This window comes from Acidisoma sp. S159 (genome assembly GCF_009766125.1).
In the GTDB taxonomy this organism is placed as follows: Bacteria; Pseudomonadota; Alphaproteobacteria; order Acetobacterales; family Acetobacteraceae; genus Acidisoma.
The window spans coordinates 325,922-344,533 of sequence record NZ_LMUG01000045.1 but is presented as its reverse complement, the minus strand read 5'-3'; the positions used below and the strand labels follow the sequence as shown (position 1 = coordinate 344,533).

The 18,612-nt window shown below is 66.6% G+C and carries 17 protein-coding genes; 11 read left to right on the top strand and 6 right to left on the bottom strand.

Annotation, left to right across the window (positions count from 1 at the left end; all coding sequences use genetic code 11):
- Nucleotides 1–22 precede the first annotated feature (22 nt).
- Nucleotides 23–3,496: an acyl-[ACP]--phospholipid O-acyltransferase gene (locus GSQ92_RS14820; RefSeq protein WP_158806341.1), complete on the bottom strand. Its 3,474-nt coding sequence runs from the start codon at nt 3,494–3,496 to the stop codon at nt 23–25.
- Nucleotides 3,497–3,678: 182 nt separating this feature from the next.
- Here GSQ92_RS14820 and ahcY point away from each other — a divergent pair, with 182 nt between their 5' ends.
- Both ahcY and GSQ92_RS14810 read left to right on the top strand, forming a co-directional pair.
- Complete coding sequence (gene ahcY, locus GSQ92_RS14815) at nt 3,679–4,998, top strand: adenosylhomocysteinase (protein ID WP_159013644.1); 1,320 nt, start codon at nt 3,679–3,681, stop codon at nt 4,996–4,998.
- Between the two features lie 299 nt (nt 4,999–5,297).
- Nucleotides 5,298–6,221 (top strand): AEC family transporter, encoded by a 924-nt coding sequence (locus GSQ92_RS14810; protein ID WP_158806310.1) that lies wholly within the window; start codon nt 5,298–5,300, stop codon nt 6,219–6,221.
- A 34-nt stretch (nt 6,222–6,255) separates the two neighbouring features.
- On the opposite strand, the gene GSQ92_RS14805 is transcribed toward GSQ92_RS14810, so the two are convergent.
- From GSQ92_RS14805 to GSQ92_RS14795, 3 genes are all read right to left on the bottom strand, one after another.
- On the bottom strand, nt 6,256–6,765 hold the full coding sequence (locus tag GSQ92_RS14805; protein WP_159013643.1) for a hypothetical protein: 510 nt from the start codon (nt 6,763–6,765) through the stop codon (nt 6,256–6,258).
- Nucleotides 6,766–6,917: 152 nt separating this feature from the next.
- Nucleotides 6,918–8,279 (bottom strand): glutamate--cysteine ligase, encoded by a 1,362-nt coding sequence (locus GSQ92_RS14800; protein ID WP_158806305.1) that lies wholly within the window; start codon nt 8,277–8,279, stop codon nt 6,918–6,920.
- 44 nt (nt 8,280–8,323) lie between these two features.
- Entirely contained in the window at nt 8,324–9,058 is a 735-nt protein-coding gene (locus tag GSQ92_RS14795; RefSeq protein ID WP_159013642.1) for a 16S rRNA (uracil(1498)-N(3))-methyltransferase, read from the bottom strand.
- Between GSQ92_RS14795 and ubiA the strand changes: the two genes are divergently transcribed.
- Both ubiA and GSQ92_RS14785 read left to right on the top strand, forming a co-directional pair.
- Nucleotides 9,057–9,956, top strand: coding sequence for a 4-hydroxybenzoate octaprenyltransferase (gene ubiA, locus GSQ92_RS14790; protein ID WP_159013641.1), 900 nt, complete (start codon nt 9,057–9,059; stop codon nt 9,954–9,956). The two genes, GSQ92_RS14795 and ubiA, sit on opposite strands and share 2 nt — an antisense overlap.
- The gene (locus GSQ92_RS14785; protein ID WP_371418092.1) at nt 9,953–10,612 is read left to right on the top strand and encodes a methyltransferase; all 660 of its coding nucleotides are present in this window, start codon (nt 9,953–9,955) and stop codon (nt 10,610–10,612) included. The genes ubiA and GSQ92_RS14785 overlap by 4 nt, the downstream gene beginning before the upstream one ends.
- A gap of 206 nt (nt 10,613–10,818) precedes the next feature.
- On the opposite strand, the gene GSQ92_RS14780 is transcribed toward GSQ92_RS14785, so the two are convergent.
- Both GSQ92_RS14780 and pdxH read right to left on the bottom strand, forming a co-directional pair.
- The gene (locus GSQ92_RS14780) at nt 10,819–11,685 is read right to left on the bottom strand and encodes a universal stress protein (RefSeq protein ID WP_158806300.1); all 867 of its coding nucleotides are present in this window, start codon (nt 11,683–11,685) and stop codon (nt 10,819–10,821) included.
- Nucleotides 11,686–11,734: 49 nt separating this feature from the next.
- Nucleotides 11,735–12,457, bottom strand: a complete 723-nt coding sequence (pdxH, locus tag GSQ92_RS14775; RefSeq protein ID WP_256367106.1) for a pyridoxamine 5'-phosphate oxidase — start codon at nt 12,455–12,457, stop codon at nt 11,735–11,737.
- 54 nt (nt 12,458–12,511) lie between these two features.
- Here pdxH and fabI point away from each other — a divergent pair, with 54 nt between their 5' ends.
- From fabI to GSQ92_RS14740, 7 genes are all read left to right on the top strand, one after another.
- Entirely contained in the window at nt 12,512–13,354 is an 843-nt protein-coding gene (gene fabI, locus GSQ92_RS14770) for an enoyl-ACP reductase FabI (protein WP_158806297.1), read from the top strand.
- Nucleotides 13,355–13,364: 10 nt separating this feature from the next.
- Nucleotides 13,365–14,453 carry a chorismate synthase gene (gene aroC, locus GSQ92_RS14765; protein ID WP_158806295.1) on the top strand — a complete coding sequence of 363 codons (1,089 nt, stop codon included), beginning with the start codon at nt 13,365–13,367 and terminating at the stop codon, nt 14,451–14,453.
- 68 nt (nt 14,454–14,521) lie between these two features.
- Nucleotides 14,522–15,778, top strand: a complete 1,257-nt coding sequence (locus GSQ92_RS14760; protein ID WP_159013639.1) for a hypothetical protein — start codon at nt 14,522–14,524, stop codon at nt 15,776–15,778.
- Between the two features lie 105 nt (nt 15,779–15,883).
- Nucleotides 15,884–16,708, top strand: a complete 825-nt coding sequence (locus GSQ92_RS14755; protein ID WP_159013638.1) for a tetratricopeptide repeat protein — start codon at nt 15,884–15,886, stop codon at nt 16,706–16,708.
- Nucleotides 16,709–16,814: 106 nt separating this feature from the next.
- Nucleotides 16,815–17,390: a Spy/CpxP family protein refolding chaperone gene (locus tag GSQ92_RS14750; protein WP_158806290.1), complete on the top strand. Its 576-nt coding sequence runs from the start codon at nt 16,815–16,817 to the stop codon at nt 17,388–17,390.
- A gap of 98 nt (nt 17,391–17,488) precedes the next feature.
- The gene (gene rpmE / locus GSQ92_RS14745) at nt 17,489–17,716 is read left to right on the top strand and encodes a 50S ribosomal protein L31 (RefSeq protein WP_158806288.1); all 228 of its coding nucleotides are present in this window, start codon (nt 17,489–17,491) and stop codon (nt 17,714–17,716) included.
- 176 nt (nt 17,717–17,892) lie between these two features.
- Nucleotides 17,893–18,366, top strand: coding sequence for an Hsp20 family protein (locus tag GSQ92_RS14740; RefSeq protein WP_158806286.1), 474 nt, complete (start codon nt 17,893–17,895; stop codon nt 18,364–18,366).
- Nucleotides 18,367–18,612: the final 246 nt, after the last annotated feature.

Genomic DNA, 18,612 nt, shown 5'->3' with positions numbered 1-18,612 from the left:
CGCGACCGTTCAAGCCCCAACTTCAAGCAGCCTTGTCACCCGCCGCCACCTCGTCGGCCAACCGCTGCACCGCCGGGCCATCGACCTTGCCCGAACCCAGCAGCGGCACCGCCTCCACCACGCGCACTTCGGCGGGCACCATGAGTTCGGTAGCGCCATGTGCGCGAGCATGAGCGGTCAGTTCCCCGCGCGTGGCACCTTCCTGATTGGTGAACAGGATGAGGCGCTCGCCCTTCTTGGCATCCGGAATCGCCGCCACCGCGACGATCGCCTCAGGCCACAACTCGCCCGCCAGGATCTCGACGGCCGCGAGCGAGATCATCTCCCCGCCAATCTTGGCGAAACGCCGCGCCCGGCCGCGAATGGTGATGTAACCGTCGCTATCGATCGAAACGATATCGCCGGTATCGTACCAGCCATCCTGCGGCGGCTCGATGACGCCCGGTGTCTCGAAGCGCAGATAGCCAAGCATCACATTCGGCCCGCGTACCTGCAGTCGCCCGGCACCCTCGATGCCGGGAACTGGCGCGAGCCGCGCCTCGATCCCCGGCAATAGCTGTCCTACGGTGCCGAAACGGTTGAACATCGGCGTATTGAGCGCGAGCACCGGCGAGGTCTCCGTCACCCCATAGCCTTCCAGCAGCCGCAGCCCGAATTTCTCCAGATAGACCGCGCGCGTTACCGGCCGCACCGGCTCCGCGCCCGCGACCACGTAACGCAGCGAGCGGAAATCGTACGGATTGGCGGTGCGCGCATAGCCGGCGAGGAAGGTATCCGTGCCGAACATGATGGTCGCGTTGCAGCCATAGACCAGCTCCGGAATCAGCCGGTAATGCAGCGGCGACGGATACAGATAAACCGGCACGCCATAGGCCAGCGGCAGCATCAAGCCGCAGCTCAGCCCGAAGGAATGGAAAACCGGCAGCACATTGAACAGCCTGTCGCCACGGCCGAAATCGATCCGCGCCGCCGCCTGGGCGATATTGGCCAGGATGTTCCGATGGCTGAGCACCACGCCCTTCGGCATCCCCTCCGACCCCGAGGTGAACAGGATCACCGCCGCATCATCCGGCAGGCGACGGGCCAACGGCCGCCCGCCTTGCAGCAACCCCCGCAGCTTGGCGGCGGTCCCGAGGCTTTTCCGCAGATCCTCCAGATACAGCAGCTTGGGATGCACCCCCTCCGCCCCCGCCTCGATCGCCGCCACTACACGGTCGAGCTGGCCTTTTTCGACGAAGGCGCGCGAGGTCACGATGGTGCCGATCCGCGCCGCCCGGCACGCCGCCAGGATATTCGCCGGCCCGGCCGTGAAGTTCAGCATCGCCGGCACCCGCCCCGCCGAGACCAGGCCGATGATCAGAGCCGCCGTCGCATTGGCGTTCGGCATCAGCACGCCCACCGCCTCGCCTACCGGTGCCAGCGGCGCCAGCGCCCGCCCGAGCACCGCGGCGCCCGTCAGCAGCCGCCCGTAGGTCATCGTGCCGGAGGTCGGGTCCTGCACCGCGATCCGCTTGCGCCCATGCTCCCGCGCGGCAGCGGCGACGGCCTGGAACAGCGTCCGGTCGATAGGCGAAGTGGCGAAAACCAGCTCGGAGAGGATGCGGTACAGTGCCGCCCCTCCGGCGACCCGTCGCGGCCGGCCGCGCAGCTCGGGACCGATCACCAGAGGCTGCGGCGGCAATACCGTCACCCGCAGGCGCGGAAACAAGCGGCGCCGCACCTGTTCCGGCGCCAGCCGCGAAAACAGGCTGTTCTCCAGCCCGTCGATCCGCACTGGCACGATCATGGCACCGCTCTTGTCGGCCACCATCGCCGCGCCGTCATAGACCTTCATCAGGCTGCCGGTGACGGTGATGCGCCCCTCCGGGAAGATCACCACCGGCGAGCCCGCCGCCACCGCATGGATCAGCACCCGCGTCGCGAAGGGCCGCGCCGGATCGAGCGGCAGAGCCTGGCCGAGGCGCAGCAAAGGCCGCACCCACCATCGCCGCGCGACCTCCGCATCGATCGCAAACACCGGAGAGGTTTCCACCAGCGCCAGCGCGACCCCGGCATCGAGCCAGCTCACATGGTTCAGCGCGATCAGGCTGCGCGGACCGGCCTTGGCGATATTCTCCGCCCCCGTCACCTCGATGCGATACAGCAGCCGCAGCAGCATCCACAGCAGATCGCGCGCCGGCTCGGTCGGCAGCCGCGCCAGCATGACGCCCGAGGCGATCAGACTCGCCAGCCCCATGGCGCCGAGCAGCACCGACTCCCCGGCCCCGAGCTTCTGGGCGAAGGCCACCACCAGTGCGCCCGCCGCCATCGCCGCCGCCGAAATGACATTGACGCCGCCGACCACGCGCGCCCGCCGCTCCGGCCCCGCCCAGGCCTGTACCGCCGCGAAGGTCGGCACCACCAGCAGGCCACCGGCGGCGCTCAACCCGACCAGATCGGCCAGCACATGCCCAAGATGAGCGGGGAACAGACGCAGGGCGCCTGCCTGCCTCGGCAGATCATGCGTGACCCACCACAGATCGATCAGGAACACGCCCATCAGCGCCATGCCGATCACCGCCGGCAGCAGCACGATCCGGCCGCCCGCCAGCCAGGCGGCAAGGCCCGAGCCGATGCCGATGCCGACCGAAAAGGCCACCAGCGCGATCGTCGCCGTGCCGGTCTCGCCGCCCAGCACGTTCCGCACCATCGCCGGCAACAGAGCCAGCGCGATGGCGCCCACCATCCAAAACCAGCTCGTGGCGAGGCTCGCGCGCCAGATGCGGCTATCCTGCCGAAGGTCGCGCGCCAACCCCCAGGTCGAGGCGAAGACGTTGCGCCGGACCCGAAGTTCCGGCGCTGCCTCGCCCGTCGGCGGAATAAGCCGCGCCGCCAGCCAGGACAGCACCGCGAAGACGACGACCGTTACCGCCAGCACCACCCGGCCGCCCGGTATCGCGACTGCGAGCCCGCCCGCCACGGTGCCGCCGAGGATCGCGAGGAAAGTCGCGAATTCGACCAGGGCATTGGCGGCGGTCAGCCGGTCGCGCGGCAGGTGATCCGGCAGAATCCCATATTTCACCGGCCCGAAAAGCGCCGAGATCGTGCCGAAGACGAAGAGTGCCGCGAACAGGACCGGCACGCTCGCCATCAGGAAACCCAGAACCGCGAGCGCGGATGCCGCCATCTCCGCGAGCTTCAGCCTCTGGGCCAGCAGCGCCTTGTCCAGCCGGTCCGCGAGTTCTCCACCCAGCGCCGAGAGCAGGAAGAAGGGCGCGATGAAGAAAGCCCCGGCCAAAGTCACCAAGGCGCTGCCTGACTGGCCCGCGCCGCCAGCCCCCGTCGTGCCCCACAGGATGAGGAACAGCAGGGCGTTCTTGAGGAAATTGTCGTTGAAGGCCGAGAAGAACTGGCACCAGAAGAGCGGCGCGAATCGGCGCTCCGCTAGCAGCGGCCGCCTCCCGCCTGCCGCACCGCCCGATATGCCGTCCGCCGCCCCCAAGCTCTCGGGCTTCATGCGCGCTCCTTGGTTCTCGCAAGCGAGGCTACGTGGTTGGCCAAGGCCGGGAAAGGCCGCCCCCTCAGACGACCACCCGGCGGCTTAAATCGCGGCTCAGCTAGGCGCATCCGCTTTGCGGTTCCCCTAAGCCCGCCTCTCCGCTATTCCGCCGCTCAACGATCCGCACGAAAGACAGACCCATGCCCGACACCGCAGCGCGCACGACGGCCGAAGACTTCAAGGTCCGCGACATCAGCCTCGCCGGCTGGGGCCGCAAGGAGATCCTCATGGCCGAGGACGAAATGCCCGGCCTGATGGCGCTCCGCGCGGAATACGGCAAGGAGAAGCCCCTGGCCGGCGCCCGCATCGCCGGCTGCCTCCACATGACCATCCAGACCGCCGTGCTGATCGAGACGCTGACCGCGCTCGGCGCCACCGTGCGCTGGTCCTCCTGCAATATCTTCTCGACCCAGGACCACGCCGCAGCGGGCGTCGCCGCCGCCGGCATCCCCGTCTTCGCCTGGAAGGGCATGAACGAGGAGGAGTTCTGGTGGTGTATCGAGCAGACGGTGCGCGGCCCGGACGGCTGGACCCCGAACATGATCCTCGATGACGGCGGGGACCTCACCGTTCTGATGCACGACAAATACCCCGAGATGCTCGCCGATGTTCGCGGCATTTCCGAGGAGACCACGACCGGCGTGCATCGCCTGTGGGAGATGGCCAAGGCCGGCAAGCTGCTGACCCCGGCGATCAACGTCAATGACAGCGTCACTAAGTCGAAGTTCGACAACCTCTATGGTTGCCGGGAGAGCCTGGTGGATGCGATCCGTCGCGGCACCGATGTCATGATGGCCGGCAAGGTCGCCGTGGTCGCCGGCTTCGGCGATGTCGGCAAGGGCTCGGCCGCCAGCCTCAAGAACGGCGGCTGCCGCGTGCTGGTGACCGAGGCTGATCCGATCTGCGCCCTGCAGGCGGCGATGGAAGGCTACGAGGTTGTGACGATGGAGGATGCGGCCCCGCGCGGCGACATCTTCGTGACAGCCACAGGCAATGTCGATGTCATCACCATCGAGCATATGCGCGCGATGAAGAACCGTGCCATCGTCTGCAACATCGGCCATTTCGACAGCGAAATTCAGATCGACGCGCTCCGCAACTACGTCTGGGAGAACGTCAAGCCGCAGGTCGATGAGGTGATCTTCCCCGACCACAAGCGCCTGATCCTGCTCAGCGAGGGTCGCTTGGTGAACCTCGGCAACGGCACGGGCCATCCCAGTTTCGTCATGAGCGCCTCATTCACCAACCAGGTTCTCGCCCAGTTGGAACTGTGGCAGGCCCCGGCAGGCAAATACGAAAACAAAGTCTACACATTGCCGAAGCTGCTCGACGAAAAGGTTGCGGCCTTGCACCTCGCCAAGGTCGGCGCGGCGCTGACGAGGCTGACGCCGAAGCAGGCGGAATACATCGGCGCGGCCGGGGTTAACGGGCCATTCAAGCACGACCTCTACCGGTATTGAGAGCGGGCGGAGAGTTCCGCACTAGGCTGAGGAAGCTTGAGGCAAGCGAGCCCAAGTCGCCGCAACCAGGTCATGCTCGGCGAACTCCGAGCATGACGTCAGAAGCTAAAGTCTGCTTTGCGCCCTTCGCTTGGAATTGCGAGGCCGCGCTGACTTAAGAATGTCAGCGCGGCCATAAGACTTGCTAGCCGGCGACCATAACGCGTGCCACGATTTACCCCGAGCGCGATCATCAATAGCATGTCGCGGCCATTCGGCGACCAGCGCCGAACCCAGATCTCGTGGAAGCTGCCGGTCCCATGACTGTTGCCGCCCTCGTTCTTCCGGTGTTTGCCGTAATTCTGAGCGGATGGATCGCCGGGGCCAGTGGTTACCTGCCGCGCTCGCTCTCAGGACCTCTCATACAATTCGCTTACAATGTTGCGATGCCGGCGCTCGTCTTCGTCACCATTGCCGAGGAGAGGCTCGAGGCGTTGCTGGAATGGGGTTTTATCGCTGCATTCGGCGGTGGCTCGCTGCTCTGCTTTGGGCTGGTCTATGCGGCGGCACGGATCTGGTGGCATCGCGGCGCAGGAGCAAGCGCGCTCATCGGGGCGAGCGCGGCAATGACGAATACGGGCTTTGTCGCGCTTCCCGTGCTGTACGCACTCTACGGTGCGCGCGGCGTCCTGGCGGCAGCAGTGGCGACCGTGCTTGTCGCGGTGTTGATGTTTCCGCCGCTCATCTGGTTGTTGGAGCGAGACCGCGACATGGCCAGCGGCCGGCGCGGCTTCGGCGCCTTGATTCGCATGACCCTGGTCAACCCACTGATCGTCTCCACCGTGCTTGGGCTCGGCTGGTCCATTTCGGGCCTGCCCCTCCCCGCGCCGCTCGGCGACTTCGCCCGTATATTCGGGGACACCCTGACAGGCTGCGCACTGTTCTCGATCGGGCTTGGTTTCTCGCTGTCAGGGCTCCGGCACGACTGGCGGGCTACGCTGACGCTGAGTTTCGTGAAGCTCGCCGTAGTGCCCGGGGTGGCATGGATCGTCGCCGGCCTCTGCGGACTAAGCCCGTTTCAGACGCTTGCAGCGGTGATCTGCGCCGGAGTGCCGACGGCAAAGACGGCCTACGTCCTCGCCGGCGAATTCGGTGTGGAGCATGACCTGGTGGCCTCCACCGTTTCGGTGACGACGCTCTTGTCAGTCGTCACGCTATTGGCCTGGCTCTATGTGCTGCAATAAGCGTGCTGGATAGCGGAAGGATGGCTTTCGGCCATTACCGTCCTGGGGCGCAGTGAGTGACGACCGCCGCCAGGGGCGTCTGGTTGATCGCGAGTTCGATCGCGTCCGGGGTCTGCCAGGTCAAAGTCCGGAGCGGACCGAACGCGCTGTCCTTGCGGGGTTGCCCATAGCGCGCAATCAGCCCGTCGCGAAGCTTGGCCACGTCGTCGCCAGTCGCGTTATACATCACGCATGTGAGCCCGCTGCCACGCGTATCGAACATGTAGCCGCCGTCCAGCGTCAGCCCCCCGTCATGGACATCGCCCACCGCGGCGACCTCCCAGTGATCCGCGTCATCCCGCTGGCGGTTCGCTGGCGCGATCAGATGCGCCGAGCCTCCCGACGCACTGACGACCTGCTCCGGTGTCATGCCCCAATGGGTGAATCCCCAGTCGGCACGCGCGACGGATGGCCCGCCGACGACCGCCGCGAAAACCATCGCGAGGGCTATGGACGAGGCCCACCCAGCCCGGACCATGGGGTATGAGGGTCGAATCTCGGCCATGACCGGCTCCCTCGGTTCATGCTGGACATAGACGGCTTTGTCGCCTGCGCGCTAGCACAAGGTGAGCTCACATCATTGCCAATAGATCGATGGGTCGAATACGCGAGTTCAGCGCGGCCGCCGCAAAGCCTGGTGCTTTGAATTTGTGAGCCCTAAACCGCCGCCTCGCCAAAAATCTGCGCCGTATCGCTGCCCCAAGCCTCGCTCCATTGCGCCAGCCAATGCTCCGCCTGCGTCGGCTCGCCGGCGGCGATCGCCTCCAACGGCGCCAGATACCGCCGCTCGTCATGCCCCTTGGCATCGGCCGCACCACGCGCCCGCAACCCATCCCGCGCGATCTCCATCAGCGGCTTTGCGATGTCGCGCAACGCCCCCTCCCGCCACGCCGCGGACAACCCCGCAGCCGGCACCTCGGCCCGCACCGCATTGAGCTGCGCCGCGTCCAGTCCCGCGACCAGCGTTTCCGCCGCCGTCAGGGCCGCGTCATCGTAAAGCAGCCCGACCCAGAAGGCGGACAGCGCCACCATCATCTCCGGCGTGCCGGCATCCGCGCCACGCATCTCGATGAAGCGCTTCAGCCGGACATCCGTGAAAATCGTCGTGAGGTGATCGGCGAAATCGCCAAGCACCGGCCGCTCGCCTTCCAGCTCCGGCAGACGCCCGGCCATGAACTCGCGGAACGAGGCGCCGGCAACGTCGATGTACCGCCCCTCGCGATAGACAAAATACATCGGCACATCGAGCGCGAATTCGGCGAAGCGCTCGAAGCCAAAACCATCCTCGAAGACCACCGCCGGAATGCCGGACCGCGCGTTATCCGTATCCAGCCAGGCCGCCGCGCGGTTGCTCATCATCCCGTTCGGCTTGCCCTCGTAGAAGGGCGAATTGGCGAAGAGCGCGGTCGCGAAAGGCTGCAGCGCCAGGCCCACGCGCAGCTTGCGCACCATGTCGCTCTCGCTGCTGAAATCGAGATTGACCTGCACCGTGCAGGTGCGCGTCATCATGTCGAGGCCGCGCGTCCCGACCTTGGGCATGTAGCGTTCCATGATCCCGTAGCGGCCCTTCGGCATCCACGGCATATCCTCGCGCCGCGCCAGCGGATGAAACCCGAGGGGCGCGAAGCCGAGGCCAAGTCCCTTGGCGACCGGCCGCAGCTCCGTCAGATGCGCGTCGAGTTCGGCATGGGTTTGGTGCAGGTTCTGGCAAAGCCCGCCCGACAGCTCGAACTGGCCCGCCGGCTCCAGCGAGATGGAGGCGCCGTTGCGGGTCAGCCCGATCGGCTTGCCCTGGTCGATGATCGGCTCCCAGCCATTCCCGGCGATGCCTTCCAGCGTGGCGCGAATGCCCTGCGGCTCATAGGGCGGCGGCATGAGGTCGCTCAGCCGGAAGCCGAATTTCTCGTGCTCCGTGCCGATGCTGAATTTCTCGCGCGGCTTGCAGCCGGTGGCGAGATACTCCGCCAGCTGCCGGGTCGAGGTGATCGGGGTGAGGTTGCCCTCGCCGGGGTTGGACATCGGCTGTTCCGCTCAAGCGTCGTGGATCGGGTAAGGCGTCGGCATCATGCGCGGTCGGCGGCCTGGAGCAGCGCGAGCCCCACGATGGCGGCCGTCTCTGCACGCAGAATGCGCGGGCCGAGGGAAGCCGGAAGAAGAAACGGAAGCCGGCGCAATGCGTCAAGCTCCCGTTGGTCAAAGCCACCTTCCGGACCCACCAGCAAAGCGGCGGGACCGGCCAGCCGGGGCGGCGCCGGCGCATCGCTGCGCTCGATGGCCGCGACCAGCACACGCTCGCTTTGCCAGCCCGCGAGCACCTCCGCAAGCGGGAGCGGCGCATGGATGTCCGGCACGGTCAGCCGCTCGCATTGTTCAGCCGCTTCCAGGGCAATGGCCCGCAGCCTCTCGGGATTGGCGCGGCCGGGCTGGCTGCGCACGGTGATCACCGGCAAGATCGCGGAAACGCCAAGCTCGGTCGCCTTCTCCAGGGCCAGTTCGAAGGCATCGCGCTTGATGATGGAGAGCAGCAGCCAGAGGTCCGGTTCCGGCGCCTGCGCCCGCAACAGCGCCACCACCCTCAGCCGCACCGATCGCTTGTCGATCGCCTTAATCCGCGCCGACCACTCGCCGTGCCGCCCGTCGAACACGCGCAGAGTATCGCCCGGCGCACGGCGCATCACGGCGCCGAGGTAGCGCGCATGCCGCTCGCCCAGCGCAACCTCGCTCCCCTCGAAAAGCGTGGCGGCGTCGGTGAAGAGCCGGATTGACCGCAGGTCGGCGGTCGCGTCACTAGAGGTCATGGCGGCGCATACGGATATCGACCGAGGCGGCTGGATCGCGCGAATGCCGGCGGGGCTCGCACCCTATGCGGTGCTCGCCCGGCTGGATCGTCCCATCGGCGCCTGGCTGCTGTTCCTCCCTGGCCTCTGGAGCATTCTGCTCGGTCGCGCTTCTACGGGGGAGACCATCCGTCTCATCCTGCTCTTCGCGCTGGGGTCCGTAGTGATGCGGAGTGCAGGCTGCGTCGTCAACGACATGTGGGACCGGGACATCGACCGGCAAGTCGCCCGCACGGCTGGGCGACCGCTCGCCTCGGGCGCGCTGTCGATGCGGCAAGCCGGCATTTTCCTCGCGCTGCTGCTGCTGCTGGGCCTCGGCGTCCTGCTCAGCCTGAACCGTTCGGCGCAGGAACTGGGCGCCGCCTCGCTCATCCTGGTGGCGCTCTATCCGGCGGCGAAGCGGGTAACTTGGTGGCCACAGGCGATGCTCGGCATCACCTTCGGCTTCGGCGCGCCCCTCGGCTTCGTCGCCGCCACCGGCCATTTCAACGAAGCGGCCCTCGCCCTTTATGGCGCCGCCTTCTTCTGGATCCTCGGCTATGACACGATTTACGCGCATCAGGACCGCGAGGACGACGCTTTGGTCGGCGTGCGCTCCACCGCCCGGCTCTTCGCGACGCAATCACGCCCTTTCGTTGGCGTTTGCTACGCGGCGGTGATTTTGCTGCTGGCCGGGGCAGGATACGTCGCATCCCTCACGCCCCTCTACTATGCCGCCCTCCTTCTGCCGGCGGCCTTGCTCGCGCGGCAGATCATGCGGCTCGACGTGCACGACCCGGCACTCTGCCTCGCTCTGTTCAAGAGCAACCGGGACGTCGGCCTCGCGGTCGCCGCCTGCCTGCTCCTCGGGTATTTGTGACGAAGCTGCCGTTCAGCGGAGACGCGGAGGCTTTCCTCCACGCTCACACCGTCTTGGACCGCGCCCCGCTGGTGCCCGAGGTCGCGCTCCACCTCGCGACCGAAATCACTCCGATCTGGCGAGCGACCGAAGCCTGGCTCGAGGCCGAGGGTATCGAACCGCCCTTCTGGGCCTTCGCCTGGCCCGGCAGCCAGGTGCTGGCGCGCATGGTGCTGGACGATCCCGCCATGGTGCGAGGCCGCCGCGTGCTCGATTTCGCCGCCGGCTGCGGCCTCGCGGCGATCGCCTGCGCCATGGCCGGCGCCGCCTCGGTCGAAGCGGCCGAGATCGACCCTTTGGCGGTGGCCGCCACCCGTCTCAACGCGGCGGCGAACGGCGTGACGGTAACGGCGGAACTCGGCGACGTGGTGGGCGCCCTTTGCCGCTGGGACGTCATCCTCTGTGGCGACGTCTGTTACGAGCGGCCGATGACCGCCCATGTCCTACCCTGGCTGAGGCGGATGGCGGCCGATGGCGCCGAAGTCCTGGTCGCCGATCCCGGCCGCGCCTACCTTCCGCGCGAGGGCGTTGCGGCAGTCTGCAAGATGGCCGTGCCGACTACGATGGAATTGGAGGACCGGACCGAACGATTGGTGACGGTATACCGGCTGGTGTAGCGCGAGCTTCGGTGGTCTCGGGCGTGATGAGTTGAACCGTAACCAGAGATCCGTCATGGCACGCGAAGGCGTGCCATCCACGTCTTGCCTTCGTGAAGCAAGCAAAGACGTGGATGCTCGGCCTTCGCCGGGCATGACGAGGGGAAATAGCGACGGTTCAGACTAGAGACATCCCGCCCCAGCGGCAGCGCAGCCGCCTCGCCGACCTACCGGCTCATCAAAACCGGCAGATCCGCGTTCTCCAGAATGTGCCGGGTAACGCCGCCTAGGATGAGCTGGCGCAGCCGCGAATGTGAATAGGCGCCCATCGACAGCAGATCCGCGCCGAACTCCCGCGCCGCCGCCAGCATCCCGGCACCTACCGAACGATCGATCGGCCTGAAAGTCGCGATCTCCGCCGCAACCCCATGCAGCCCAAGGTAAGCCGCCAGATCCGGCGCCTCCGGCCCGCGCCGCTGGTAATCCTCTGAGGTCAGAATCCGCACGGCCGAAGCCCGGTGCATCCAGGGCAAAGCCGCCTGCACAGCCGCTGAAGACTCCGCCGTGCCGTTCCACCCCACGCAAATCCGCGTGCCAATAGTCTTAGGCGGCACCGCCGGAGACAGCAGTACCGGCCGCCCCGAATCGAACAGCACCGCATGCAGCGCGTCCGAGGAGGAAACATCCTGCCCCGCCTCGGGATGCGGAATAACCGCGAGATCGGAGAGCCGCGCCTGCTGCGCGATGATCTCCTCCTCCCGCCCGGCGACGGACACAAAGCTCGCGGTCGCCTGCTCCCGTCCGTGCCTAGGCTCACCCACCGTCACGCCGTGGAGTGCCACCGAATGCTCGAAAAGCGCGCGCACATCATGGGCGCGGGTGGCGCTCTCCTTCTCGGTCGCGACCATCATATCCTCGATCATCGCGCCCGAGAGACCCTCGCCCGCCAAGGGCGCCACGTCCCGCGCATCGACCCGCACATGCAGCACCGTCAGATGCGCGTTCCAGATCCGCGCGGTATCGAGCGCGGCATCCAGCGCCGCCTTGCCAGCGGAAGTCTCGTTGAGAAGCAGAATCAGCTTGCGAATGGGCATGGCGTTTGTCCGTTCCGTCGGTGCGGGCAGGCGGCAGTATAGCGCCGGCTTACGGGAAAAGGCGGCTCGGCACCCAGTCCCCAGCTTCGCCGGTCCGGGTCAGAACCAGGCGATCATGCAAGCGGTAAGGCATCTCTCGCCAGAACTCAAAACGCTGCGGCACCAGCCGGAACCCGGACCAATGCGGCGGTCGCGCTACATCGTCGCCGGGAAACCGCGCCTCCGCCTCCGCCAGCCGCCGCTCCAGCTCCGACCGATCGGCCAGCGGCCGCGACTGGTCGGAGGCCCAGGCACCGATCTTGGACAGCCTGGGACGAGACACGAAATACGCATCGGCCTCATCCGCCGAGACGGGCGCGACCTTGCCCTCGACCCGCACCTGCCGCTGCAGCGACTTCCAGTGAAACACCAAAGCGGCACGCGAATCGGCCGCGAGTTCGCCGCCCTTGCGGCTCTCGAAATTGGTGTAGAAGACGAGGCCGCGCGAATCCTGCCCCTTGAGCAGCACAATGCGCGCATCAGGCGCACCATCCGCCCCCACCGTCGCCAGAGTCATCGCATTGGGGTCGTTAGGCTCGGTACGGCGCGCATCCGCCATCCATTCCGCGAAGAGCGTGAAAGGATCGGTCGACGGAGTGGGCGAAAGCGACATGCGGTCGGTATTCCTACGGGCTTTCCGGTTACATACCGACGGCCGAGGCCCGAGTCCAAGCCTCGGCGCGGCCGCTGCATGGCCAGCCTGCTCTTGTCGGTAAGGGGTAGGCTGTGCCAGACGCCGCAGATTGCGTTAGTCACGGCGCGTATCAGCTTTCTTCGGGGGTCCAGCATGTCGGACGATTCCTCTGCCGCGGGTCCCGCGAAGGGCACTCTCATGGCCGGCAAGCGCGGTGTCGTCATGGGCGTCGCTAACGACCGCTCGATCGCCTGGGGCATTGCCAATGCCTGCGCGGCGCAGGGTGCGGAGATCGCCTTTACCTACCAGGGCGAGGCTTTGGAGAAACGTGTGCGGCCGCTCGCCGAAAGTGTCGGCTCGTCCATCGTTCTACCCTGCGATGTCGGAGATGACGCGAGCATCGATGCGACCTTCGCCGAGATCGCCCAGAGCTGGCCGAAGATCGACTTCCTGGTCCATGCCATCGGCTGGGCCGACAAAGCCTATCTGCGCGGCCACTATATCGACACGCCGCGCCAGGCCTTCCTGCAAGCGCTCGACATCTCCTGTTACTCCTTCGTCGCCGTCGCGCAGCGGGCCGCCCGGATGATGGAGGCGGGCGGCTCCATGCTGACCCTCACCTATCTCGGGGCCGAGCGCGTGATGCCCCATTACAACGTGATGGGCGTCGCCAAGGCAGCTTTGGAGGCCTCGGTGCGCTACCTCGCGGCCGATCTCGGCGAGCGCCAGATCCGCGTCAACGCCATCAGCGCCGGTCCGATCAAGACGCTGGCCGCCAGTGGCATCGGCGATTTCCGCTACATCCTGAAGTGGAACGAACTCAACGCTCCGCTGGAGCGCAATGTCGGCACGGAGGAGGTCGGTGGTTCGGGCCTCTATCTGCTGTCCGATCTCGCCTCCGGCGTTACCGGCGAGGTGCATCACGTCGATTGCGGCTACCACATCGTCGGCATGAAGAATCCGCGCGCGCCCGACATCGCCATCGTTTCCGCCTGATCCCGGCGGAATGTCGCACAACACCTTCGGCCATCTGTTCCGCGTCACGACCTGGGGCGAAAGCCACGGTCCGGCGATCGGCTGCGTGGTGGATGGCTGCCCGCCGCTGCTGCCGCTGACCGAGGCCGATATCCAGCCTTATCTGGATCGCCGCCGCCCCGGCCAATCCAGCTTCACGACCCAGCGCCAGGAGCCGGACGAGGTGCAAATCCTCTCCGGCGTCTTCGAGGGCCGCACCACCGGCACGCCGATCGCCCTGCAAATCCAGAACGTCGATCAGCGCTCCAAGGATTACGGAAACATCGCCCGCAGCTACCGGCCGGGCCATGCGGATCTCACCTACCAGACGAAATACGGCATCCGCGATTATCGCGGCGGCGGTCGCTCCTCCGCTCGAGAAACTGCAATGCGCGTCGCCGCCGGTGCTATCGCGCGGCGGGTCCTGGGCGAGCGCATCGTCATCCGCGGCGCGATGATCCGCATGGGCGCGCACGGCATCGACGCGGCGCGCTGGGACTGGGAGGAAGTCACACGCAACCCCTTCTTCTGCCCCGACGCGCTGACGGCGGAAGCCTGGGCGACGGAGTTGAGCGAGATCCGCAAGCAGGGATCCTCGATCGGCGCCGTCCTCGAAATTCGTGCCGACGGCGTTCCCGCCGGTGTCGGCGCCCCGCTTTATGGCAAGCTAGACGCCGATCTGGCTGCCGCCCTCATGAGCATCAACGCCGTGAAGGGCGTCGAAATTGGCGACGGCTTCGCCGCGGCCGCGCTGCGAGGCGAAGCGAATGCCGACGAAATCCGGGCCGGAGAGCATGGCGAGCCAAGCTTTCTCTCCAACCATGCAGGCGGCATCCTGGGCGGCATCTCGACCGGCCAGACCATCATCGCCCGCTTCGCCGTCAAACCGACGAGCTCGATCCTGACGCCCCGCCGCACCATCGATGAAACCGGCGCGGAAACCGAGATCATGACTCGCGGCAGGCACGACCCCTGCGTCGGCATTCGCGCCGTACCTGTCGGCGAAGCGATGATGGCCTGCGTGCTCGCCGATCATTTGTTGCGGCATCGCGCTCAGGTGGGAGATTCCTCAGGACTCTAGACGCCGTAACAATTCTGTGTTTTGCCTCGCGTGTGGTGCAATCCTGCCCCTCTCGTTTCCGTGAGCCCATGACACGCACCTTGCCGGCGAAAAACCTGAGGGAAGCGGAGATCGCCTTCCCGCTCCCCGAACTCGCGCATCTTAGCGACTTCGCGGGCATTGTCGGCGCCCCGGTGTGGCGAGAACGGCTGGCCGAGCTGCAAACCCGCATCGCCGCCTCCAACCGGCAGGGCAGCGTGCTGCGCCAGCGGCATTCCCTGGAACTCGCCCTTGACCGCCTCCTAAACCGCGGTCCGGAGTCGCGCACCAAACCGCCGCTCTCCGCGGCCGAGACGCGTCTCGCATTGATCGCCGCCGAATGCGTCACACTCGCCAAACAGTTAACGCCTGAAGGTCGCGAGCGGCTGCGGGAACGGCTTCAGGCGGCGCTGTCAGACGACAACACCCTCATCGATCTCTTCCACCTGTTGCGAACCGGCGCGCTCTACCGTGAACGCGGCTTCTCGGTGTTCTACGCGAAGCTCGAGGAGCTTGCCTCCTACGACCTGCTGCTGAGCCGCGACGATGTCGAAGCCGAATGCGTCTGCGACACGGTCTCCGCCGAAATCGGCCGAGACATCCACCGCGTCGCCTGGGCGCGCTTCTGCGACCTCGCCGAGGCCAATCTGAAGGCTTGGCTGGAAGGCCGCCCCGGCCGCTACCTACTCAAGATGACCCTGACGCGGGGCCTTACGGATGCCGAGCCGGCGATGGTCACTTCGCTGCATGACCGCCTCAAGACCATGCTGGCAAGCGGCAATCGCCTGGATCAGGATCCCAATGCCACGCTGCGCCTTGAACCGCTTTCCCTCGCCGGGACAGCCACCACGGCCACCGAGGAAGGACTCATCGTCCGCCTGCGTCACGAATTCGGACCGGAGGCACACCTCTCGGTCGCCGGCTGCTCGGCCGGCGTCTGGGCCATGGCGGCCCGTGCCGGCAAACGCAACGAAATCGCCGGCAGCGTCCATAGCCGCCTTGACGTGCTGGCGCCGAGCCGCCTCTCCGGCACGCGGCCCGGTATCCTCTCGCTGTTTCTCGAGGATATCGACCGCCACGAATGGCGTGTCCTGCGTGAGAGCCTGGAGCTCGAAGGTGCAGCGCGTCACTTCATGACCTGCGGCGGGGCTTCGGCGGTGGCCGCCGTCACCTGCTATAGCCGGATGGAGATGTTCGGCCTGACAGGCTCAGACGCCGTGGCGGATGGCGAACTCCGTTTCCGCAACCCGAGCCACCCAGCCGCCAAGCACCCGGCTCTCGCCGCGGCGATCGCTTCCTCCAACTAAAAGACTCTGGTCGGGGCGCTGATCGCCCGGCGCATTTACGGAACCTTTGCGGAGCGCATGCCTAGGTGAGGCGGGCAATTCAGTCCTGCACGCGGAACCTTCGAAATGCGCGACCGCCTCATTCGCGTGGCGGTGGCTGGCCCGCTCGCCGCCGCCACTATTCTGCTCTCGGCCTGCACCACCACGCCCCGATCGCCGCAACTGACCAAAGTGCCACGATCCACCCAGGGCGCCGCCGCGATGCTGGTGCGGATCGGCGATTCCATGCGCGACAGCGGCGACCCGCAGGGCGCCATCACATTGTATCGGACGGCCAACCGGCGTGATCCCCGATACGCTGTCTCGCTAATCCATATGGGCGAGGCCTTCAACATGCTCGGGGACGCTCCCCAAGCCGAAGCGGCCTTTGGGGCCGCAGCGGTCCTCGCGCCATACAACACTGAGGCGGAACGTGGCCTCGCCATTGCTTTGCTCCGCGAAGGTCGCGTCAACGAGGCGCTCCCGCTGCTGCAACACCTCGACGGACGAGCACCTGACGCCGACCTCCTGCTGGCCGAAGGCACGGCGCTGGATATGACGGGACGGTCGCGGGAGGCGCAGGCGGTCTATCGCCGCGCCCTTAAAATCGCTCCGGCGGACGCGCGGCTCCATGGCAACCTCTCGTTATCCCTGGCCCTCGTCGGCGACCTGCCAGATGCCCTGCATGAGATGGCCCTCGCCATCGACGCGCCCGAACCGGATGCGCGGGAGGCTGCCAACGCGGTGATGGTGCTCACCCTTGCGGGGCAGCGTCAGCAGGCCGAGGCACGGGGCCGCGACACCGTCGGCGCGGCTGAAACCGAGATTCTGATCGCGCGGGCCGAATCCGCCCGCGGGGCGCCGGATGCCATCGGTCGCGCGCGAGCGCTCGGCATGATCCAGGGCTCCTGACAGCGTCACCGCTCTTTTACATCGAACCGGCATACGCCACATCCGTTGGCAATTAATTTCGAATACGTTATGTATTGGGTGGTGCTGACCTGTAAGGATCGCCGCGATGAAGCCCAATCCCACCATCTTCCTGGCTTTCGCGATCCTGGTCGGCTCGGCCGGGGCCGCCCTCGCTCAATCCTCTGCTGACTCCAACGTGCTAGCAGTGCCGGATGCGGCGCCTCCCGTCCCCAAGCTGCCGCCCGCCGCCAGTCTCGTCGTGCCGTCAGCCGCCAGCGCAACTGTGCCGCCGGAGGTGCCCAAAGCGGCGCCTCCCACAAAAGCCACCGGCCATCACCACGGCAGCGCCGCAATGAACGGCTACCTGCAGCGGCTGCACGACCAGATCAAGGTCACGCCGGACCAGACGCCGCTCTGGAACAATTTCGCGGACATCATGCGGGACGGCGCCGCCGATACCGGCCAAAGCTACCGGGACCGTCGCGCCAAGCTGCCGAGCTTCAACGCCATTGAGGACATGAACAACTTCGTCGCCCTCGAACAGCAAAGGCTGGACACCCTCAAGCAAAGCGCCGCCGCCTTCGAGGTCCTCTATGCCGCGATGCCGCCCGCACAGAAAAAACTTGCCGACACCGTCTTCCGCGCCGAGTTGCCGGGCGGTCCTCATGCGAAGCGGAAGTAGCCATCCCGGCACGCCGGTTGCACCGCGAGCCCTGAGCACGCTATAGGCGGCGCTTCCGCGCGACCGGTCGTATCGGTGGCGCCTCAGGAACGGAAACCATGAAGCAAGACATCCACCCCGACTATCACGAGATCAACGTCATCATGACGGATGGCACCGCGTTCAAAACGCGGTCCTGCATGGGCAAGGCCGGGGATACGATCCGTCTCGACATCGACCCGAAGTCGCATCCGGCCTGGACTGGCCTGGAGCGCATCGTCGATACCGGCGGCCGGATCGCGAAGTTCAACAAGAAGTTCGCCAGCATCGGCGTCCGCAAAGAATAGCGCCGTTACGCGCCCACACGGAAGCGCGAGATTTTTGGAGGCCGCCCCTTGAAGCAGGGGGCGGCCTTTTCTATTTCCGGGGTGTCGGGGGCGCCCATTGCGGGCCCCGGATGATCCAAGGACCGGCCCGATTGGGCGGTCCGTCCACAGCGACCTTGCTTTTCAGGAGGTTTCAGATGACCCGCGATTTCACGCGACTTTCGACCAATGCCATCGGCTTCGACCGCTTCCTCCATATCCTGGACGGTCTGCAGGACGGCGGCTCCACCACCACATACCCGCCCTATAACATCGAGAAGACCGGCGAGGACGCCTATCGCCTCACCGTCGCCGTCGCGGGCTTCGCGCCCGAGGATCTCGATGTGACGGTCAAGGAAAACACCCTCTTCGTCTCCGGCCGCGTCCGCGCGCCGGAAGGCGAGAAGGTTGCGACCCTCTACCGCGGCATCGCCGGCCGCGCCTTCGAGCGCCGCTTCGCCCTGGCCGACCACATTGTCGTGGAGGGCGCGGATCTCACCAACGGTTTGCTCCATGTCGGCCTCAAGCGCGTCGTGCCCGAGGCGCTCAAGCCGCGCCGCATCGCGATCGGCAGCAACCCCGAGGCGAAAACCATCGCCAACGAAAGCCAGCCCACCGCTCAGGCGGCGTAACTGAAGCTCGACCCTAGCACTCGTCATGGCACGCGAAGGCCTGCCATCCACGGCTTGCCTTGTGAAGCAAGCAAAGCCGAGAATGCTCTGCCGTCGCAAAGCATGACGGGTAACAGGGGGCGGTTCAGACCAAGCGATCCTGCGCAAAATCGGAAAGGGCCGGGAAACCGGCCCTTTCTGTTGTGCAACGTCCCACCGCCTTAACGTCCGTCTCATTCACGGAACCTTGACCCGATTAAGTGCTTC

Excerpts from the sequence above, each read along its gene's own strand:
- GSQ92_RS14820 (WP_158806341.1), bottom strand. The coding sequence starts at position 3,496 with ATGAAGCCCGAGAGCTTGGGGGCGGCGGACGGCATATCGGGCGGTGCG.
- ahcY (WP_159013644.1), top strand. The coding sequence starts at position 3,679 with ATGCCCGACACCGCAGCGCGCACGACGGCCGAAGACTTCAAGGTCCGC.
- GSQ92_RS14810 (WP_158806310.1), top strand. The coding sequence starts at position 5,298 with ATGACTGTTGCCGCCCTCGTTCTTCCGGTGTTTGCCGTAATTCTGAGC.
- GSQ92_RS14805 (WP_159013643.1), bottom strand. The coding sequence starts at position 6,765 with ATGGCCGAGATTCGACCCTCATACCCCATGGTCCGGGCTGGGTGGGCC.
- GSQ92_RS14800 (WP_158806305.1), bottom strand. The coding sequence starts at position 8,279 with ATGTCCAACCCCGGCGAGGGCAACCTCACCCCGATCACCTCGACCCGG.
- ubiA (WP_159013641.1), top strand. The coding sequence starts at position 9,057 with ATGGCGGCGCATACGGATATCGACCGAGGCGGCTGGATCGCGCGAATG.
- GSQ92_RS14795 (WP_159013642.1), bottom strand. The coding sequence starts at position 9,058 with ATGACCTCTAGTGACGCGACCGCCGACCTGCGGTCAATCCGGCTCTTC.
- GSQ92_RS14780 (WP_158806300.1), bottom strand. The coding sequence starts at position 11,685 with ATGCCCATTCGCAAGCTGATTCTGCTTCTCAACGAGACTTCCGCTGGC.
- fabI (WP_158806297.1), top strand. The coding sequence starts at position 12,512 with ATGTCGGACGATTCCTCTGCCGCGGGTCCCGCGAAGGGCACTCTCATG.
- aroC (WP_158806295.1), top strand. The coding sequence starts at position 13,365 with ATGTCGCACAACACCTTCGGCCATCTGTTCCGCGTCACGACCTGGGGC.
- GSQ92_RS14760 (WP_159013639.1), top strand. The coding sequence starts at position 14,522 with ATGACACGCACCTTGCCGGCGAAAAACCTGAGGGAAGCGGAGATCGCC.
- GSQ92_RS14755 (WP_159013638.1), top strand. The coding sequence starts at position 15,884 with ATGCGCGACCGCCTCATTCGCGTGGCGGTGGCTGGCCCGCTCGCCGCC.
- GSQ92_RS14750 (WP_158806290.1), top strand. The coding sequence starts at position 16,815 with ATGAAGCCCAATCCCACCATCTTCCTGGCTTTCGCGATCCTGGTCGGC.
- rpmE (WP_158806288.1), top strand. The coding sequence starts at position 17,489 with ATGAAGCAAGACATCCACCCCGACTATCACGAGATCAACGTCATCATG.
- GSQ92_RS14740 (WP_158806286.1), top strand. The coding sequence starts at position 17,893 with ATGACCCGCGATTTCACGCGACTTTCGACCAATGCCATCGGCTTCGAC.